The sequence below is a fragment of the Acetobacterium sp. genome (assembly GCF_039830195.1).
Taxonomy (GTDB): domain Bacteria; phylum Bacillota; class Clostridia; order Eubacteriales; family Eubacteriaceae; genus Acetobacterium.
In genome coordinates this window covers 70,603-88,391 of the sequence record NZ_JBDODG010000034.1, presented here as the reverse complement: position 1 = coordinate 88,391, position 17,789 = coordinate 70,603, and the positions used below count along the sequence as shown (strand labels likewise).

Annotated in this window: 15 protein-coding genes; 12 read left to right on the top strand and 3 right to left on the bottom strand. The window is 46.1% G+C overall.

From position 1 onward, the window contains the following. Nucleotides 1–104: 104 nt before the first annotated feature. The 5 genes from ABGU93_RS10720 to ABGU93_RS10700 all read left to right on the top strand — a co-directional run bounded on the left by ABGU93_RS10720 (nucleotide 105) and on the right by ABGU93_RS10700 (nucleotide 5,518). Nucleotides 105–554: an NAD(P)H-dependent oxidoreductase subunit E gene (locus tag ABGU93_RS10720; RefSeq protein WP_347413491.1), complete on the top strand. Its 450-nt coding sequence runs from the start codon at nucleotides 105–107 to the stop codon at nucleotides 552–554. Further along, complete coding sequence (locus tag ABGU93_RS10715; protein ID WP_347413451.1) at nucleotides 542–667, top strand: hypothetical protein; 126 nt, start codon at nucleotides 542–544, stop codon at nucleotides 665–667. Before ABGU93_RS10720 ends, ABGU93_RS10715 begins: the two co-directional genes overlap by 13 nt. Before the next feature lie 22 nt (nucleotides 668–689). Further along, nucleotides 690–1,688, top strand: coding sequence for an NADH-ubiquinone oxidoreductase-F iron-sulfur binding region domain-containing protein (locus ABGU93_RS10710; RefSeq protein ID WP_347413450.1), 999 nt, complete (start codon nucleotides 690–692; stop codon nucleotides 1,686–1,688). A gap of 3 nt (nucleotides 1,689–1,691) precedes the next feature. Then, nucleotides 1,692–3,158: a [Fe-Fe] hydrogenase large subunit C-terminal domain-containing protein gene (locus ABGU93_RS10705; protein ID WP_347413449.1), complete on the top strand. Its 1,467-nt coding sequence runs from the start codon at nucleotides 1,692–1,694 to the stop codon at nucleotides 3,156–3,158. A gap of 182 nt (nucleotides 3,159–3,340) precedes the next feature. Beyond that, nucleotides 3,341–5,518, top strand: a complete 2,178-nt coding sequence (locus ABGU93_RS10700) for a molybdopterin-dependent oxidoreductase (protein ID WP_347413448.1) — start codon at nucleotides 3,341–3,343, stop codon at nucleotides 5,516–5,518. Nucleotides 5,519–5,894: 376 nt separating this feature from the next. Here ABGU93_RS10700 and ABGU93_RS10695 read toward each other — a convergent pair whose 3' ends face one another. Then, nucleotides 5,895–7,079, bottom strand: coding sequence for a Fic family protein (locus ABGU93_RS10695; RefSeq protein WP_347413447.1), 1,185 nt, complete (start codon nucleotides 7,077–7,079; stop codon nucleotides 5,895–5,897). 326 nt (nucleotides 7,080–7,405) lie between these two features. Between ABGU93_RS10695 and ABGU93_RS10690 the strand changes: the two genes are divergently transcribed. After that, nucleotides 7,406–7,984 (top strand): TetR/AcrR family transcriptional regulator, encoded by a 579-nt coding sequence (locus ABGU93_RS10690; RefSeq protein ID WP_347413446.1) that lies wholly within the window; start codon nucleotides 7,406–7,408, stop codon nucleotides 7,982–7,984. Nucleotides 7,985–8,074: 90 nt separating this feature from the next. Continuing rightward, nucleotides 8,075–8,920 carry a nitroreductase family protein gene (locus ABGU93_RS10685; RefSeq protein WP_347413445.1) on the top strand — a complete coding sequence of 282 codons (846 nt, stop codon included), beginning with the start codon at nucleotides 8,075–8,077 and terminating at the stop codon, nucleotides 8,918–8,920. Nucleotides 8,921–8,983: 63 nt separating this feature from the next. Here ABGU93_RS10685 and pdxT read toward each other — a convergent pair whose 3' ends face one another. Both pdxT and pdxS read right to left on the bottom strand, forming a co-directional pair. Continuing rightward, nucleotides 8,984–9,580, bottom strand: a complete 597-nt coding sequence (gene pdxT / locus ABGU93_RS10680; protein WP_347413444.1) for a pyridoxal 5'-phosphate synthase glutaminase subunit PdxT — start codon at nucleotides 9,578–9,580, stop codon at nucleotides 8,984–8,986. An 11-nt stretch (nucleotides 9,581–9,591) separates the two neighbouring features. After that, nucleotides 9,592–10,464 carry a pyridoxal 5'-phosphate synthase lyase subunit PdxS gene (gene pdxS, locus ABGU93_RS10675; protein ID WP_347413443.1) on the bottom strand — a complete coding sequence of 291 codons (873 nt, stop codon included), beginning with the start codon at nucleotides 10,462–10,464 and terminating at the stop codon, nucleotides 9,592–9,594. Nucleotides 10,465–10,683: 219 nt separating this feature from the next. Here pdxS and ABGU93_RS10670 point away from each other — a divergent pair, with 219 nt between their 5' ends. The 5 genes from ABGU93_RS10670 to ABGU93_RS10650 all read left to right on the top strand — a co-directional run bounded on the left by ABGU93_RS10670 (nucleotide 10,684) and on the right by ABGU93_RS10650 (nucleotide 17,785). Then, complete coding sequence (locus ABGU93_RS10670; protein ID WP_347413442.1) at nucleotides 10,684–13,536, top strand: cation-transporting P-type ATPase; 2,853 nt, start codon at nucleotides 10,684–10,686, stop codon at nucleotides 13,534–13,536. 14 nt (nucleotides 13,537–13,550) lie between these two features. Then, nucleotides 13,551–14,201, top strand: coding sequence for a TrkA family potassium uptake protein (locus ABGU93_RS10665; protein WP_347413441.1), 651 nt, complete (start codon nucleotides 13,551–13,553; stop codon nucleotides 14,199–14,201). Between the two features lie 18 nt (nucleotides 14,202–14,219). Further along, nucleotides 14,220–14,888, top strand: a complete 669-nt coding sequence (locus ABGU93_RS10660; RefSeq protein ID WP_347413440.1) for a TrkA family potassium uptake protein — start codon at nucleotides 14,220–14,222, stop codon at nucleotides 14,886–14,888. Nucleotides 14,889–15,504: 616 nt separating this feature from the next. Continuing rightward, nucleotides 15,505–16,299, top strand: coding sequence for an adenosylmethionine decarboxylase (gene speD / locus ABGU93_RS10655; protein ID WP_347413439.1), 795 nt, complete (start codon nucleotides 15,505–15,507; stop codon nucleotides 16,297–16,299). A 55-nt stretch (nucleotides 16,300–16,354) separates the two neighbouring features. After that, the gene (locus ABGU93_RS10650; protein WP_347413490.1) at nucleotides 16,355–17,785 is read left to right on the top strand and encodes an aminotransferase class I/II-fold pyridoxal phosphate-dependent enzyme; all 1,431 of its coding nucleotides are present in this window, start codon (nucleotides 16,355–16,357) and stop codon (nucleotides 17,783–17,785) included. The last annotated feature ends 4 nt before the right edge of the window (nucleotides 17,786–17,789 follow it).

The window sequence follows — 17,789 nt, the reverse complement described above, 5'->3', positions numbered from 1 at the left end:
ATGGAGAACAAGAAATGTATTGATGATTCAGAAAAATGAGCGGCACCGTTTGCAGGTCATTTTATGATAAATTAAGGGGGGGTAAAAATGAGTGGTAAATATAAATCATTAATCGAAAATACCAAAAAAGAGGGGGGATTTTTGATGTGCTCCTGGCAATCCAAAAGGAAAGTAATTATGTGACAAAGGCCGGGATAGTGGAAACGGCAGAAGCCTTTGGCATGTCACCGGCTCATGTGTATGATGCGGCATCATTTTACAGCATGCTGAGATTTGAACCACCGAGTTTGACCGAGATTTTAATCTGCCGCGGGGCACCATGTCATGTGGCCGGTGCAGTCGACGTGATTGCCGCAATTGAAAAGGAGCTTGGTATCAAAATCGGAGAAAAAACCGAAGATGGAAAATACTCCTTTGATTATACCGAATGCTTGGGTCAGTGCCAGGCAGCGCCGACTGTTTTGGTAAATGGAAAACTATATACGGACATTACACCGCAAGACATACCTGTTTTACTTGAAAAAGGGGGGACCGAAGAAGCATGGAAGAGTTAAGAATTACATTACGTAATGCTGGAAAAATAAATCCCGAACTGATCGAAGATTATATCCAAGTTGGCGGATATACGGCGCTAAAAAAAGCAAGCGAAATGGAGTGGCGCGGCTAATGCCAAAGGGCCGGTAAAATATGTGGTTTGCAATGCGGATGAAGGCGAACCGGGGACATTTAAAGACCGGATGATTATCGAGTCGGATCCCCATACGATTCTGGAAGGGATCTTAATTGGTGCATATGCCATAGGTGCAAAAGAGGGTTACATTTATTGTCGCGGCGAATATGAAAACAGTATCCGGATTCTGCGAAAGGCAATCGCACAGGCTGAAGAAAAAGGGCTCTGCGGGGACGTAAAAATCCGCGTTCATTCCGGGGCCGGTTCTTATGTGTGCGGCGAAGAAACAGCGCTGTTAAATTCGCTGGAAGGCAAGCGGGCGGAACCGAGATTAAAACCACCATTTCCGACCGTCGCTGGCTTTAATACCAAGCCGACAATTGTAAATAATGTTGAAACCTTTGCGACCGTGCCCGTTATTATCGATAAAGGAACCGATTGGTTCTGCTCAATAGGTTCAGAGAAATATCCGGGGACAAAAGTATTTTCGTTAAGTGGGGATATCACAAATAAAGGGTATTTTGAAGCGGCCACTAATGTAAAACTTTTTGATATCGTCGACGGTTTTGGTGGTGGCGTTGCAAATGGTAAAAAGCTAAAGGCCGTCCAACTGGGCGGAAGTTCCGGTGGCTTTTTAAAACCGGAACAATTAGATACCCCGGTGGATCTGGATTCGATGCGCGCAATCGGCGCTACGCTCGGTTCCGGAGCGGTGCTCGTCATTGACGACAGTCACAATATGGTCGACATCCTGGTCGGTATTGCGAAGTTTTTTAATCATGAGTCATGCGGAAAATGTACGCCATGCCGTGAAGGCACGCTTAGGGTTGCCGAACTGATCGAAAAAATCGCCGCTGGAAACGGAAGCAGCAAAGATTTAGACGAAATTAAATTATTGTCTGACTATATGAATAGGTCGGCCTTCTGCCCGTTGGGCCAGTCCGCGACCGCAGCAGTAACCAGTGCAATGGCACTTTTCCCTGATGATTTCAGTGCGAAGATGGCTAAGGAGGTGTAAGGGATGGAAAATATCGATATTAACATAAACGGAAAAGTTCTTTCTGTGAAGGCAGAAAGTACCATTCTTGAAGCTGCAACTGCAAATGGCATCGCTATTCCGACATTATGTGCCTTAAAAGGAATCGACTCCAGGGCAAGTTGCCGAATGTGCGTGGTTGAAGTAAGTGGTGCAAGAGTCTTTCAGCCGGCGTGTGCAACTAAAGTCAGCAAAGGAATGGCAGTTAATACGGATACGGATGAAATCCGTCAGTCCCGAAAAACAACCTTGGAGCTTTTGCTTTCGCGTCATGCAGTCGATTGTCATCATTGTTTGAGAATTGGGAACAGCAAATGTGATGATCTGGATCCTAATTTTTGCGAGATGTGCTTTTTCTGCGATTGTGTCAGAGATGGATTTTGTGAACTCCAGGCATTGGCACGGGAGTATCAGGTCGATGTGCTGCCATATCCCCAGGAGAATATCGAGCAGAAAATAGATGTAAGCACCGGCTCGATTATCCGCAATCCCAACAAATGTATAAAATGCCGCAGATGTGTGGATGTCTGCAATGAGGTTCAGACCGTCCATAACTTAAGTATCATCAACCGAGGATCCAGCACAAAAATTGTCCCGGAAATGGATAAAAGCATGAAAGATAGTCCCTGCGTACAATGTGGTCGTTGTGTGGATGTCTGTCCGACGGGGTCTATTTTTATCAAAGAACATAAGGATGAGGCTGTTTATTATGCGCACAAGTATGGTACCGATACCGCAGCATTTATTTCATCAAATGTACTGAAAAAACTGGCGGAGCTGTTTAGGATGGACACCCCTGTTATGGATGCCGGGCTTGTTGTTGCCGGGCTTCGCAAAATTGGCATGGACTATGTCTATACGGATGAGGTTGTCAATCAGCTTTCGGCTCAGGATGGCAAACGGGCATTGTTAAAAGCACTTGATACAGAAAAAGAAACAGTGATTATTACCGACAGTTATGCCGCAGAAAAATTCGTCAAACAGAATTTTGCAAAACTGGCTCAAAAGCTCGTTACTTATGACTCGCCGCAACGGATCTTTGCCAAAAATATCAAACAGACCTTTGCCCGAAATCAGAATCCTGACTTTCGCCTGATAGCAATTACCGAGGGTGGCGAAAATGCTGCTGAGGCGTACGAAAATAAAAGTGTGGATTTCGTCATTCCAGCCAGAGAATTATACCGTATCTTCCTGAGAACTGGCGTGGATCCAAAACAGAGAAAGCCTCTAGAATCTGATCGATTTGAGGTATCACGGGATGTGTTACCACCAATGGCATTCTTTGCACCAGTAGAATGGTCAATGGAAAAAGAAATAAAGCAAACAGAAATCGTATTAAATGGAAAAAATATGAAAGCCGCAATCAGTACAAACCTAGGTCAGGCAGGGGTATTGCTGGAGCAAGTGCAAAATGGGAATTCTCCCTATAAAGTAATTCGAATTAATGCATGAGTATTATTTGAAAAATTGTTAAAAAGGAGTTTTTTATGGTGGAATGGAAAAAGACGCAGTGTAGTCTTTGTGTTTTAAGCTGTGGCCTGGAGATGGAAGTTGCGGACGGTAAGATTGTTAGTATCCGGCCTGATCCAACTAGCCCCAGATCACATGGTTATTGCTGTCGTAAAGGTCGATCGGTGAAACGATTTCAAGACCATTCGGACAGACTGGATTATCCCCTCAAAAAAGTTGGTGATCATTTTGAACGAATTACCTGGGAACAGGCATATAAAGAAATAAGTGAAAGGGCAAATCAAATCATTGAACAGTATGGTCCCCGGAGCTGCGCCATGGTCGGCGGCGCAACACCGGGTTCCCAGGCTGAGCTCGTATTTGCGCGAGCGATGATGTCAGCCATTGGTTCGCAATATCAATACAACGCCATCGGTATTGAATTTTGCGGGAGCTGGTGGAGCCATGGAAAAATATTTGGAGATCAAATGCATTTTCTGGAACCGGATGATGATAATTGTGAAGTACTGATGTTTTGGGGGAGCAATTCTTATGTGTCAGGACAAATTTTAAATGCCCGAGAAAAGATTCGCAGTGCTTCACAAAATCCCGACAGGCAGGTGATTGTGGTCGATCCGCGCTTGTCAGAAACGGCAAGAATTTCAGACATGCATATTATGTTAAGATCCGGGACTGATGCGTTGCTGTTGCGGGCGATGATTGCATTGATAATAAAAAAAGGCTGGCAGGATCAGAACTATTTAGATAAATATGTGAAAGATTTTCAGCTGGTAAAACCCTGGTTTAAAGATGTTGATATCAAAGAAGCAATTCGGGTCTGTGGATTACCATATGAACAGGTCGAAGCGTTCTGCAAAATATTAACCACAAAAAAATGGGGTGTTCATCAGGATCTTGGTCTGTTTATGGGGCGCCACAATACGCTGAACAGTTATTTGCTTTTGACCCTGGCCGTTGTTACCGGGGTAGCTCTTATGCCGGGAGGATGTATCGTCAATGATTGTGTCGTAACCAGAGGAAAGAGCATTGATGAAAATGACCCCAAGGTATGGCGCACCGTTGAAACAAATCGATTTCCAATTATGGAGACCTATCCGTCAGCAGTGCTGGCACAGGAAATACTTAGTGAGAAACCTGAGCATCTGCGCTTGATCTTTTGTTCCGCATCCAATCCGCTTAGGTCTTATCCAGATACCAACGCAATGGAGAAAGCAATGCGCAAGTTGGATTTACTGGTAACCGTGGATGTGTGTATGACAGAGACCGCTCGTATTTCGGATTATGTTCTTCCAGTTAAAAGCACCTATGAGACCTATGACTTTAATGCATTTCAGATGAATTACCCAGAGATGACGGCGCAGATTAAACATCCAGTCATTACAAAACAGATTGGCGAGCGTAAAGAGGGTGGCCAAATATGGATTGAGATGCCAAAAGCGCTCGGAAAAATGCCGCAACTGCCAGATCGCCTATATAAAGTAGCCGAAAAAGCGGTTCAGAAAAATGACCGGATTGCTTTTTTTAGAAGTTTGATTCTATATACCATTAAAAATAAAGTTCAGGTGGATTTGCTTCCCGCAGTTGTTGGAGAGGTTCTGGGGAAATATATGGGTTCGCCGACAAAAGCCGTATTCTGGGCAGCGATGATGACATCTCCGATAGCCGGCAGTGGAATGGTCGAACGTGCTGGTATTAAACCAAATGGAAAACATCCGATTATGGAAAAACTTCCCAAAATGAAAGATATTTGCGTGATGGATGCAGCTTATCAACTGTTGCTTGATCGCCCGGAAGGCGCTGTCATTGGCAAGGTCGATCCGGATACGATGATTAATCGACATATTGTTCATAAAGACAAAAAGATTCATCTATACTGTGATGAAATAAATGAATACATCAAGCGGATTACGCCAGAGAAGGAAGCGGAAATTCTAAATGGTAATCAGGAATTCCCAATGGTTCTCAGTTCCGGTAATCACACCGATTATGGGGTTAATATCGGGATGCGAAACCCGGCAACATATAAATATCATAATCCATATAAGCTTGCCGTCCATCCAGATGATGCCAAACAAATTGGCGTATCAGAAGGTCAGGAAGTAACGGTAACAACAAAAGCTGGTTCCATTAAGATTCCCGTTGAATATACATGGCAGACCAGTCCGGGATATGTATTGGTTCCGCATCATTTTGGAATTGAATTTAATGGGCAGAAAATTGGTCAATCGGCAAATACCCTCTCCCATAGTGAGGATTTGGATGAACTGACGGGTAATCCAATGCTGCGCCATATTCGCTGCCGCATTGAACCCAGTAAAACACATAATAAACCTGCCCTTTGAGCAAAAGTACCAAAGCTATCGGGTACTGCCTCGGCTGTTGTCGCTGGGGCAATGGAAATATTTAACCTTCCAATATGAAAAAAGTACCGTTCCCTTTATTGTCAGAAATAGTTTTCGTATTTTAAGCAGAGAAGCTATGAGAATAGCCCGATTGTGTCGTTTAAACAATCGGGCTATTTAATTTACGGGACATTAATGGTATAATTTCAACCCGTCTTTTTTCACTGGACCGGAAGTTGTTTCTGTTTGATCTGACCAATACTTATCTGGAAGGCAGCGCAGGGAAAAGGATTATCTCGCCGACTTTGAAGAACTCAAGGGTATCCTTGAAGCGGCCACAACGGTCTCAGTCAACGCACCAGCTTAAAGACTTGGTTCATGGTAACCGGTAGCGGTTGCGGTTGCCATATTTTTGGCTTTTTAAGAGCCCCAGAGCGCTGAATTTCAGAACAAAACTGCGGATGGTCGCATAGGCGGCATTGCGAAAATCTTTTTCAAGTTGTTTGGTTGAGAATTCATGCTGTCCATAGGCAGTCAGCACAAAGCGAAACAGATCGTTTTCCTTTTCCGTGAAGCGGCCTTCCGACAATAATTTTTCATAGGTTTCCAGATATCGCCTTTGCATTGGTTCATCAGAGGACAGGTGGGCATAAACATTTTCAATAAAATAGGTAAAGAACGGTGTGATATCGAGGACTCCACTGATTTTGGCATTCGCCTCGACCAGAGAAAAAGCCCGATAATACTTATTTTTACTGGTTTCAATATGGTTTGAAAAGGGAGTAAACATTGTGGCACCATACCCGCAGGTAACGAGATACCACAACTGCATCAGTCTGGCCATTCGGCCGTTTCCATCGAAATAGGGATGTAAATAAGCCAGATAAAAATGGATGACGATGGCTTTGAGCAGATCATTCATGGGATCGTTGTTAATAAATTTGACCAGTTCTTTCATGTATTTCGGCAGCTGGTCGGCAGAAAGGCCCTGATGTTCGATCTTATCGCCAACCAGATAGACAGCGTCATGACGATAGTAAGAGCCGGGTAGCAGTTTATCTTCATCTTCCAGATAATCACCGATCGCCAACTGATAAAGCTGGTGAATTGATGCTTCAGTAATCCGATTGGTCGGAACGCTGATAAAATCCATGCCTTTCTTCATTCCAAAGAGCTGGCTGTCTATTTTATTCTGGGGAGCATAGCCGTTTAAAATATGACGGATGCTTTCCCGGGAAGTTTGAATATTTTCTATCATTAGGGATGACTGAATTTCATCGACCATCGCCTGATAACTGTAAGGCTCACTTTCTGGCCGTTTCGCCAGCAGGGTTTTAGACGTATTAAGGCTGATCTGGGTGTGGCTTTCAAGATAGACCAGCGGATTTTGGTTGAAATCCGGAAGGGGGATTTTTTTGTAAAAAAATGTCTTTACGATCGAAATAAATTCGGAAACCTGTTCCGGGGAATATTTGTGCTGCATTTTTTTTAAATCGGACATGCTGTGATCCGTAAGCATCGTTGTAAAAATAGTTGCTTCCATCGGTTGGCTACCTTTCATTGATACAAATTAGTATCAATTAGTATCAGTATACGAGATAAGTACAATTTCGTCAAGGTGTTAAGATTAAAAATTGTTCCGGTTATAACTGAAAAAATTTTGAACAGTCCTGATCCCAAAAGCGTGTGTATTTTTAAAATAAGGATAGAATCAACCGAAAGATCAAATTGTCAAAAAACCGGTATCGCTGCCAAGTGACACCAGTTTTTGCTTTTTATGGTCAAGCGAAAAAATATCCCAGACCCATCGACTCTTGAGGTAATAAAATTAATTCTTGATTGATCGTTCTAGAAATGTTAGCATACTATTCAAGAGGAGGTAATGCTATGGGCAGAAGTAAAGAATTTGAAGAAAATACCGTTTTAAAGAAGGCCATGGAATTATTTTGGCAACAAGGCTATGAAAAGACTTCGATGAGCGATCTTGTCAAATGCATGGGAATTCACCGAAAAAGCCTGTATGATACCTTTGGCGATAAGCATGCATTATATCTAAAAGCGATTGATTTATATGGAGAATATACTACAAACAAACTAAGATCGGAAACGCTTAAAGCAATAACCGCACATCAGGCGATCCAAGGTATCTTTGATTATATGATTGAAGCAAATGAGGATAAACATTGGGGCTGTCTGTTTGTCAATGCGGCGACTGAAATGGGGCTAGGGGATAAAGAAGTGGTGGAAAAGTCGGAAGCGGCTTTTCGCATGACCGAAGATTTTATCGTTAGTATCGTTCGGGAAGGACAAGAATCGGGTGAGTTTTCCAACAAGTATGATGCAGAAATCTTAGGTGAAATTTTGCACAATACCCTGATTGGATTACGTGTCCTGGCGAGAACTTCGGCGACGAAAGAAAAAATGCACCGCATCGCTGATTTTTATCTGAATTTATTATACGATTAATTTTTTTACCCAAAGTAGAACGATCATTCTAGAAAAAATAAAACAAATTAAATCTGTGATGCATTTCAATAACAAAGTGAGGTAGAAAGAATGAAACTTAATATTCCCATTGAGGAAACGATTAAAAAGAGAGTGAGTACAAGAACGTATGATTCAAAAAATCTTTCGAAAAATGACAAAGAAAAATTAATGAATGAGATCAGTCAGTTGACAAATCCATTTGGAGAAAATGTTCGAATTCATCTGATTGAAAAAGATACCTTATCAAATGGCGAAAAACTCGGGACATATGGTGTGATTAAAGGAGCCAATACATTTCTGGGTGTAACGGTTGATAAAAGTGAGTTTGGACTTATTGCCGCCGGCTATCAGTTTGAGAATCTGGTACTGATTGCCACCGATATGGGACTTGCAACGGTATGGCTGGCAGCAACCTTTAGCAGAGCGCAGTTCGAAAAAGCCATGGACATACAGAAAGATGAACTGTTTCCGGCAATATCCCCAATTGGATATGCAACCGCGAAAAAAAGCATTACGGAAAGTCTTATGCGAAAAACGATGAAGTCGGATAAGCGCAAATCATGGGATGAAATTTTCTTTGAGAGTTCATTTGAGAATCCACTTTCAAGGAAAGCTGCAAATGAGTATGCCAGTCCTTTAGAAATGATTCGCGTGGCGCCTTCGGCGACCAATGCCCAACCATGGCGTGTGGTAAAAAAACAAGGCGCATATCATTTTTTTGAAACACATAAAAGCAATGCCAGCGAAGATGAAAAAATGATTAAAAAGGTGGATCTTGGAATTGCTTTAAGCCATTTCCATCAGACAGCCTTAGAACATGGCTTAGCAGGATACTTTGAAAAATGGGAGGATATAGGAATAGCTATTCCCGATCATACAAATTATATAATATCATGGAACATTGAAGAAAAGTAAAACGATAAATGCCATAATATCTGTTAAAAATATAAATAGGAAATAGCAAAACCTGTATCGCTATCAAGCGACACAGGTTTTTGCTTTTTGTTGAATTAAACGTAAAAAATACTGATGCACAGTCAGATCCGCGGTCAGCTCCGGGTGAAAGGAAGTGACGATCATATTGCCCTGTCGGGCGGCCACAATATGATTGTCAACCCGAGCGAGAATGTCCACATCGGCGCCAACCCTTTCGATATAGGGGGCCCTGATAAAAACCATCGGGATTTGGCCGCAGGCATCAAATTCAGCCTCGGTCTGAAAGCTGCCAAGCTGGCGGCCATAGGCGTTTCTGCGGGCTACCATATTCATTGTGCCAAAATGAATGGTGTCATCTTCGGCAATCTTGCCCGCCAGCAAAATCAGTCCGGCGCAGGTGCCCAGCACCGGAAGGCCTGCTTCAATGAGGCCTTTCAGAGGTTCAAAGAGCTCCAGCTCCCGCAATAGCTTACCCATAACGGTACTTTCGCCCCCGGGAAGAACCAGACCATCTAGGGGATGGTCGGTCAGATCTGCGGGTTTTCTAATTTCGATGCAGTGAACATCCAATTGCTCCAACGCGTTGATATGTTCTGCAAAAGCGCCCTGAACGGCCAGCACCCCAATTATTTTCTTCATCAATAGCCCCTTTAAATGCCGCGTTGGGCCATTAATAAGTCGATTTCCTGCTCATTGATGCCCACCATGGCTTCACCCAGGTCTTCTGAGAGTTTAGCCAGCAGTTTGGCATCTTTATAATTGGTCACCGCTTTGACAATGGCTTGGGCCCGTTTGGCTGGATTGCCGGATTTGAAGATGCCCGAGCCGACAAAGACTCCTTCAGCCCCCAACTGCATCATCAGCGCCGCATCAGCCGGGGTGGCGATGCCACCAGCAGCAAAGTTCACCACCGGCAGTTTGCCGGTTTCATTGACCAGCTGCACCAGCTCATAAGGGACCTGCAGATCCTTGGCCACCTGGAAGAGCTCATCTTCTCTGGTGTTTTGAATCGTGCGGATCTGCTGATTGATCAGACGCATATGGCGAACCGCCTGAACCACGTCGCCGGTACCCGGTTCACCCTTGGTGCGAATCATCGAAGCGCCTTCGCTGATCCGTCGCAGGGCTTCGCCCAGATCTTTGGCGCCGCAGACGAAGGGCACCGAAAAACCGGTTTTGTCGATGTGGTAGGTATCATCGGCCGGCGACAGCACCTCGCTTTCGTCTATATAATCAATTTCGATGGCTTCCAGAATCTGGGCTTCGGCAAAGTGACCGATCCGTACCTTGGCCATCACCGGAATGGAAACCGCGGCCTGAATACTCTTGATCATTTTGGGATCACTCATCCGCGAAACCCCACCGGCCGACCGGATGTCCGCGGGAATCCGTTCCAGGGCCATCACCGCACAGGCGCCGGCTTCCTGGGCAATGCGGGCCTGTGCGGCCGTGGTGACATCCATGATCACCCCACCTTTTAACATCTGGGCCAGGTTTTTGTTTAATTCATAGCGATTATTCATTTGCTTATCTCCTCGGTTTGATTTTTAGTTCTGCAACGTGGTTTGCTTTATTGTAATACAGTTCTGATATCATTAGAAGTATCAATAAATATTAAAGTGATAGGATCAGAGTGAAAATACGGAAAATTGATTGGCAAGACAGTATCGTGGGTATACTGAAATAGAGAGAAGTTTTGCTTATGGCAAATTGCGGAAAAATAAATAAAAAGAGGGTGATTGATGATGCAGCAGACAGATGTTGAAGCGCTGGGAATGGTGTTAGAAAAGCCCATCGAAAACTTATCCGTTGCTGATGTTTACATCGAGCTGAAAACAAGTGCCGAGGGTCTGACGTCTGAAGAAGCGGCAGCACGATTGGCACATTTTGGTGAAAACAGCATTCAGAAGAAGAAGGGCAAACCGCTGATCTGGAAATTTCTGGCCAATTTTACCCATCTGATGGCGATCCTTTTATGGATTGGCGGCGTGGTGGCCCTGATTGCCCAGCTGCCCCAGCTGGCCATTGCTATTTGGTTGGTTAATGTCATTAATGGATTATTCAGTTTCTGGCAGGAGTTCCAGGCCGAAAAAGCGGTTGAAGCTCTGGGACAGCTGTTGCCGACCTATGCCCGGGTCGTCCGGGATGGCAAAGAGATCAAAATTCTGGCTGAAGAGCTGGTTCCTGGAGATCTGATTATTCTGGCCGAGGGCGACCGGATTTCGGCCGACAGCCGCCTGGTTGAGGACAATGATTTCAGAGCCGATCAGTCTATCCTGACCGGGGAATCCCATCCGGCGCATAAAACAAAAGATGTTGGTCATCGTACTGACCTGGGACGTTCGGAACAGCCCAACCTTATTTTTGCCGGAACCAATGCGGCTTCGGGGGCCTGCAAGGCCGTGGTGTTTGCCACCGGGATGAATACCGAATTCGGAAAAATTGCCGACCTGACCCAGAATATGGTGGAAGTACCCAGTCCGTTGCAGCTGGAAATGGGACGGATTACCCGGCTGGTTTCAGCGATGGCGATCAGCATGGGGGTACTCTTTTTTGCCTTGGCGGTACTGCTTGCCCATGTCAATATTACCGAAAGTTTTATTTTTGCCATGGGGATGATTGTGGCCTTTATCCCCGAGGGGTTATTACCAACAGTGACCTTATCCCTGGCCATGGGGGTCAAGCGGATGGCCAAACGGAATGCTTTAATCAAACGCTTATCAGCGGTCGAAACCCTGGGCTGCACCACGGTTATCTGTACTGATAAAACCGGAACCCTGACTCAAAATGAAATGACCGTCAGCGACTGCTGGATGGTCAATCAGCAGATTAAGGTAACCGGGGTTGGTTATGCCCCAGAGGGGGAGATGCGTTCAGGCGAGACCGTTATTTCACTGACCGAAAACAGTGATATGCGCACATTATTGTTGGCCGCCAGCCTCTGCAATAATTCACGGTTATTGCCACCCTCCCCGGAAATAAATCATTGGAATATTCTCGGTGATCCCACTGAGGCCGCCCTGGTGGTAGCCGCGCGGAAGGGGAAAATTGATCTGGACGAGGAGCTTTCTCACAGCCCCCGCCTGCGGGAGCTGCCATTTGAGTCGCATCGTAAGCGGATGAGTACCATTCATCAGGTGTCCAACCAAATATCAGATCTGGAAAAGCTGGCCTATATCAAGGGGGCGCCCAAAGAGGTTTTGGATTTATGCACCCACTATCTCAAAGATGGTGAAGACGTGGCAATGGATGAGGATACCCGCAAGAAGGTGATGGCGGCCAATGATGGCTATGCCCGCAAAGGACTCCGGGTATTGGCGGTAGCGATGCGGATTCTCACCAGAGACATGGGTTTGCCCGAGCGCCTCAGCGACTATACGCCTGATCACATTGAAAACAACCTGACCTTTATAGGTCTCACGGTGATGGCAGATCCACCCCGGGTGGAAGTGGCAGCAGCGGTTAAAAAATGTAATCAGGCCGGGATAAAAATTATTATGATCACCGGGGACTATGGCTTAACGGCCGAAAGTATTGCCCGGCGGATCGGCATTATCCATGGCCCGCAGCCCCGGATTGTCACCGGCGTTGAGCTGGACGCAATCAATGATGAGAGTCTTAAAAAAGCGCTGTCCGAGGAAATCATTTTTGCCAGGGTGGCACCGGAACAAAAACTGCGGGTGGTTACCGCCCTTCAGGAAATGGGCAATGTGGTGGCAGTCACTGGTGATGGCGTCAATGATTCGCCGGCCCTGAAAAAAGCCGACATCGGCATTGCCATGGGAATTTCCGGAACGGATGTGGCCAAGGAAGCCGCTGATATGATTCTTACCGACGACAATTTCGCCTCGATTGTCAATGCGGTGGAAGAAGGCCGGGGGGTATACAACAATATCCGTAAGTTTGCCACCTATATTTTAAACAGCAATGTCCCGGAGGCGGTACCCTTTATTGTGTTCTTGTTTGCCAAAGGCCAGATCCCGCTGCCGTTGACGGTGATGCAGATTCTAGCGGTGGATCTGGGTACCGATATGATCCCGGCGATTGCCTTGGGGGTTGAACTGCCGGAAGAAGGGGTGATGCAGCGTCCGCCGAGGTCGCAGCAAGAACATTTGCTCAATCGGCCCCTGCTCATTCGCGCGTTTTTGTTCTACGGGATCATGGAAGCGGCCATTGCGATGTCAGCCTTTTTCTTCCTTTACTGGCAGAATGGCTGGCCGGGGATACCGATGGCAGACTCGGGCGTGATTTATCGGATGGCCACGACCATGACATTGGGGGCGATTGTCGTTACCCAAATCGGGATTGTTTTTAATTGTCGAACCGAACGAGCCTCGGTGTTTAAGGTGGGGCTGTTCAGTAACCATATGATCTTAATCGGGATTGTCTGTGAGCTTACAGTCTTCAGTATTCTGATCTACACGCCGTTTTTGCATGGGATCTTTAATACCGCCCCAATCGGGCTGGTTGAATGGGCCTATCTGTTTATGTGGGTACCGGTGGTGATTTTCATTGATGAACTGCGAAAGGCCTTCCTGCGAAACTGGGATAAACGACGTTTGCATGAAAAAAATACGAATAAAACAGAAATTTGAAAGGGGATAGCTAAATGAAAACCATCATCGTAGGCTGTGGGCGAATTGGATCGGGTTTAGCCCTTAAGCTGAATCAAAGTGACCACGACATTACCGTTATTGATCAGGAACCACTGACCTTTAAGCATTTGGGAACCGGATTTAAGGGAAAAACCATCGCCGGAGTGGGGTTTGACCGGGATGTGCTGCTGGCCGCCGGAATTGAGCGGGCGGATTCTCTGGCCGCGGTTACCTCCAACGACGAGGCCAATGCCCTCACGGCCCGGATTGCCAGTCAGATTTTTGGGGTGCCCCGGGTGGTGTCAGCTCTACATGAACCCCGTAAAGCCGAGATTTATCGGCGGCTGGGACTCCAGGTCTTTGATCCGATGTCCTGGGGCGTGAACCGGGTAGCCGATCTGCTGAGCTTTTCACCGGTCAATGTGGCTATGAGCATCGGGAACGGCGACGTGAATATTATGGAAATTGAAATACCGGCATTATTGGTGGGCCGACGGGTCGGGGAACTGACGATTCCCGGCGAAGTCAGCGTCGTTTCGATCAGCCGCGGGAACCGCTCGCTGATACCGGTGATTAATACGGTGTTTGAAAACCGCGATTTGGTCCACCTGGCGGTGGCCACGGCCTCAGGGGAGCGTCTTAAATCGCTGTTAGGATTAATATAGAAAAGGGGATGTCAGACTATGAAAGTAATAATCGTAGGCGGCGGTAAGGTGGGATGCTATCTGACTTCGCTGCTGCAAAATGGCGGCCATCAGGTCAAGCTCATTGAAATCCGAACCCATCAATTGGAACGGCTGGCATGTGATCTGCCCGAAGAGGCTTTGGTGTTGGGCAACGGCACTGATCCCAGTGTTCTGGAAGCGGCCGGGATCCGTTCGGCCGATGTGCTGGCGGTGGTGACTGGAGCAGATGAAACAAATCTGGTGGCAGCCACCATTGCCCGCCTGGAATATCAGGTGCCCCGGATTCTGGCCCGGATTAAAAATCCCAAGAATGCCTGGTTGTTTACCCCGGAAATGGGGGTGGATGTGGCATTAAATCAGGCTGCGCTGATGGCGACGCTGGTGGCCGAAGAAATGTCAGTGGGGGATATGATGACCCTACTTAAGCTGAACCAGGGCCAGTTTTCGCTGGTGGAAGAAAAGGTTCATCCGGAATCGTTGGCAGTGGGTAAGATGGTGAGAGAGTTGGGTTTGCCTACCGAATGTGTTTTAGTGGCAATAATCAGAAATGGTGAACTGCTTGTTCCCCATGGTGATACCAGGTTATTGCCGGCCGATGAGGTGCTGGCGATCATTCACGCTGCAGACTTACAAGATCTGGCCCAAATATTGGGGCCACCCCACTGAAGCGGCAATCGATTAGAGGCAAGTCGTTCCAAAGTGTCTGGAGATTTTTGAAAAGCCCTTAAATGGTCTAAGGATTATGTTAGAAACCGGTTAAATTTGTAAAAATTTCTTGATTTTGACAATCTTTTATAGTACAATTCGAGACGAATGATAGAAATAGATTTATGTCTATTTGGCGTGTTCATAAACAGGATTTATGAAGACAGCAAAGAATTCTTTTGACCATTTCTTTATCGGATTTAACCTGGTGATAAAGAAATTGAATGCCATACGGACAGCTAGGTCAAATGCCGATTGGCAACTTTCGTTGCCTTATTGATTGAGCATCAGCTCAAATTTTATAAGTTGGTTACTTAAAACCGTGTGCGTTTTTGCACATCACACTTGTGAAACAATCAATAAGAGTAGTAAAAGTAAGTTCTTGCTATATAGACTCTAATTTCTACGTTTGAAATCATGCATAGACGGTGCGATCATACGCTCGTGTAAATAACAAATCAGTAGAAATAAACTCAAGTGGATGAACAGCAGATGCTGAAGGATCACTTGAGTTTTTTGTTTTATTAAATTAAGATAGCTAAATTACAATGCGAAAAAATGGAAATGGGGTGGATTAATGGATAATAAATTAAAGTTGAATGGTTTTAACAATCTGACCAAGTCTTTAAGCTTTAATATTTATGATGTGTGTTATGCCAAAAGCGAACGGGAGCAACGGGACTATATCGCCTATATTGATGAGCAGTATAACTCGGATCGCTTGACTAATATTTTATATCATGTTACGGAAATGATCGGCGCCCGGGTACTCAATGTATCCAAACAGGATTATGATCCCCAGGGGGCCAGCGTCACCTTTTTGATTGCCGAAGAAACTTTTTTGCGGGAATACCGGGAAGAAAATGTTGAAAAGACGAATTTACAGGGCGATACGGTAGTGGCCCACCTGGACAAAAGCCATGTCACGGTCCATACCTATCCGGAATATCATCCCGACACGTCCATTGCCACTTTTCGGGTCGATATTGATGTGGCCACCTGTGGCGAAATTACCCCGCTGAGTACCCTGGACTTCCTGATCGGCAGCTTTGATTCGGATATTATTACCATGGATTATCGGGTCCGGGGGTTTACCCGGGACGTCAGTGGCAAAAAACTGTTTATGGATCATAAAATTACCTCGATTCAGGATTACATCGATGACAAAACCCTGAAGGAATATGATGCCATTGATATTAATGTGTATCAGTCCAATCTCTTTCACACCAAGATGTTATTGAAAGAAATTACGCTCCAGAATTATCTGTTTAATACGGATGCCTATGAGCTGCCGCCGCGAACCCGGCTGCAGATTACCGAAAACCTGCGCCGCGAAATGATCGAAATTTTCAGCGGCAGTAACGTGTATTAATCACGTGCATTAATTTGGGAAGGAAAAAAACGTGCCAAAATTAAATCAACAACGAATGCCGATTATGGAGGCACTCAACGAATTTAAGCGGAATCGGCTGGTGCCCTTTGATGTGCCCGGCCATAAACGGGGCAAGGGGAATCCGGAATTAACGGAATTTTTAGGGGAACGCTGTATGACCCTGGATGTCAATTCGATGAAGCCGCTGGATAATCTCTGCCATCCGGTTTCGGTGATCAAAGAAGCCGAGGAGCTGGCTGCGGATGCCTTTGGCGCCAAACAGGCATTTTTTATGGTCAATGGCACGACGTCAGCGGTTCAGACGATGGTGCTGTCAGCCTGTAAAAAAGGGGAGAAGATTATTCTGCCCCGGAATGTCCACCGCAGTGTCATCAATGCGATGATCCTGGGCGGGGCGATTCCAGTTTATGTGAATCCCGAAACGAATCATGAAATCGGTATTTCCCTGGGGATGACCCTCTCCGCAGTAGCCAAAGCGATTCGGGAAAATCCGGATGCCAAAGCGATCCTGGTCAACAACCCGACCTATTATGGGGTTTGTTCCAACCTGAAAGCGATCGTCGAAATGGCGCACGCAGCTGGGATGCTGGTACTGGCCGATGAGGCCCATGGCACCCATTTCTATTTTGGCGAAAACATGCCGATCAGCGGGATGGCAGCCGGTGCCGACATGGCTTCGGTCAGTATGCATAAATCCGGCGGATCGCTGACGCAAAGCTCTTTTTTATTGGTGGGGGCGGGGATGAACCCCGGTTATGTCCGTCAGATCATCAATCTGACTCAGACCACCAGCGGGTCCTATCTGCTGCTTTCCAGTCTCGATATTTCCCGCAAAAATCTGGCTGTCAATGGCAAGGAAATCTTTGCCAAGGTAACCGCCATGGCCCAATACGCCCGCGATGAAATCAATCAGATCGGCGACTATTACGCGTATTCCAAAGAACTGATCAATGGTGATACGATTTACGATTTCGATGCCACCAAGCTGTCGATTAATACCCTGAACGTCGGACTGGCGGGGATTGAAGTTTACAATATTCTCCGGGACGAATACGACATTCAGGTGGAGTTCGGCGACGTGGGCAATATTCTGGCTTACATTTCAGTGGGCGACAGCCAACGCAATCTGGAACGGCTGGTCTCGGCGCTGGCCGAAATCCGCCGGATCTATAAAAAAGACAAGGCCGGGATGCTGCAATATGAATATATCAATCCCGCGGTGGCAGTGACCCCGCAGGAAGCCTTTTATGCCGAGAAGGAAGCCCTACTGCTGGAAAAAAGCGGCGGCCGGATCTGTAGCGAGTTTGTGATGGCTTATCCGCCGGGGATTCCGATTCTGGCCCCCGGGGAAATGATTACTGAAGAAATTCTTGACTCCATTGAATACCTGAAAGACAAGGGCTGTTTTTTAACCGGCCCCGAAGACATGGAAATAGAATATCTCAATGTGCTGAAGGAGGATTGATTAA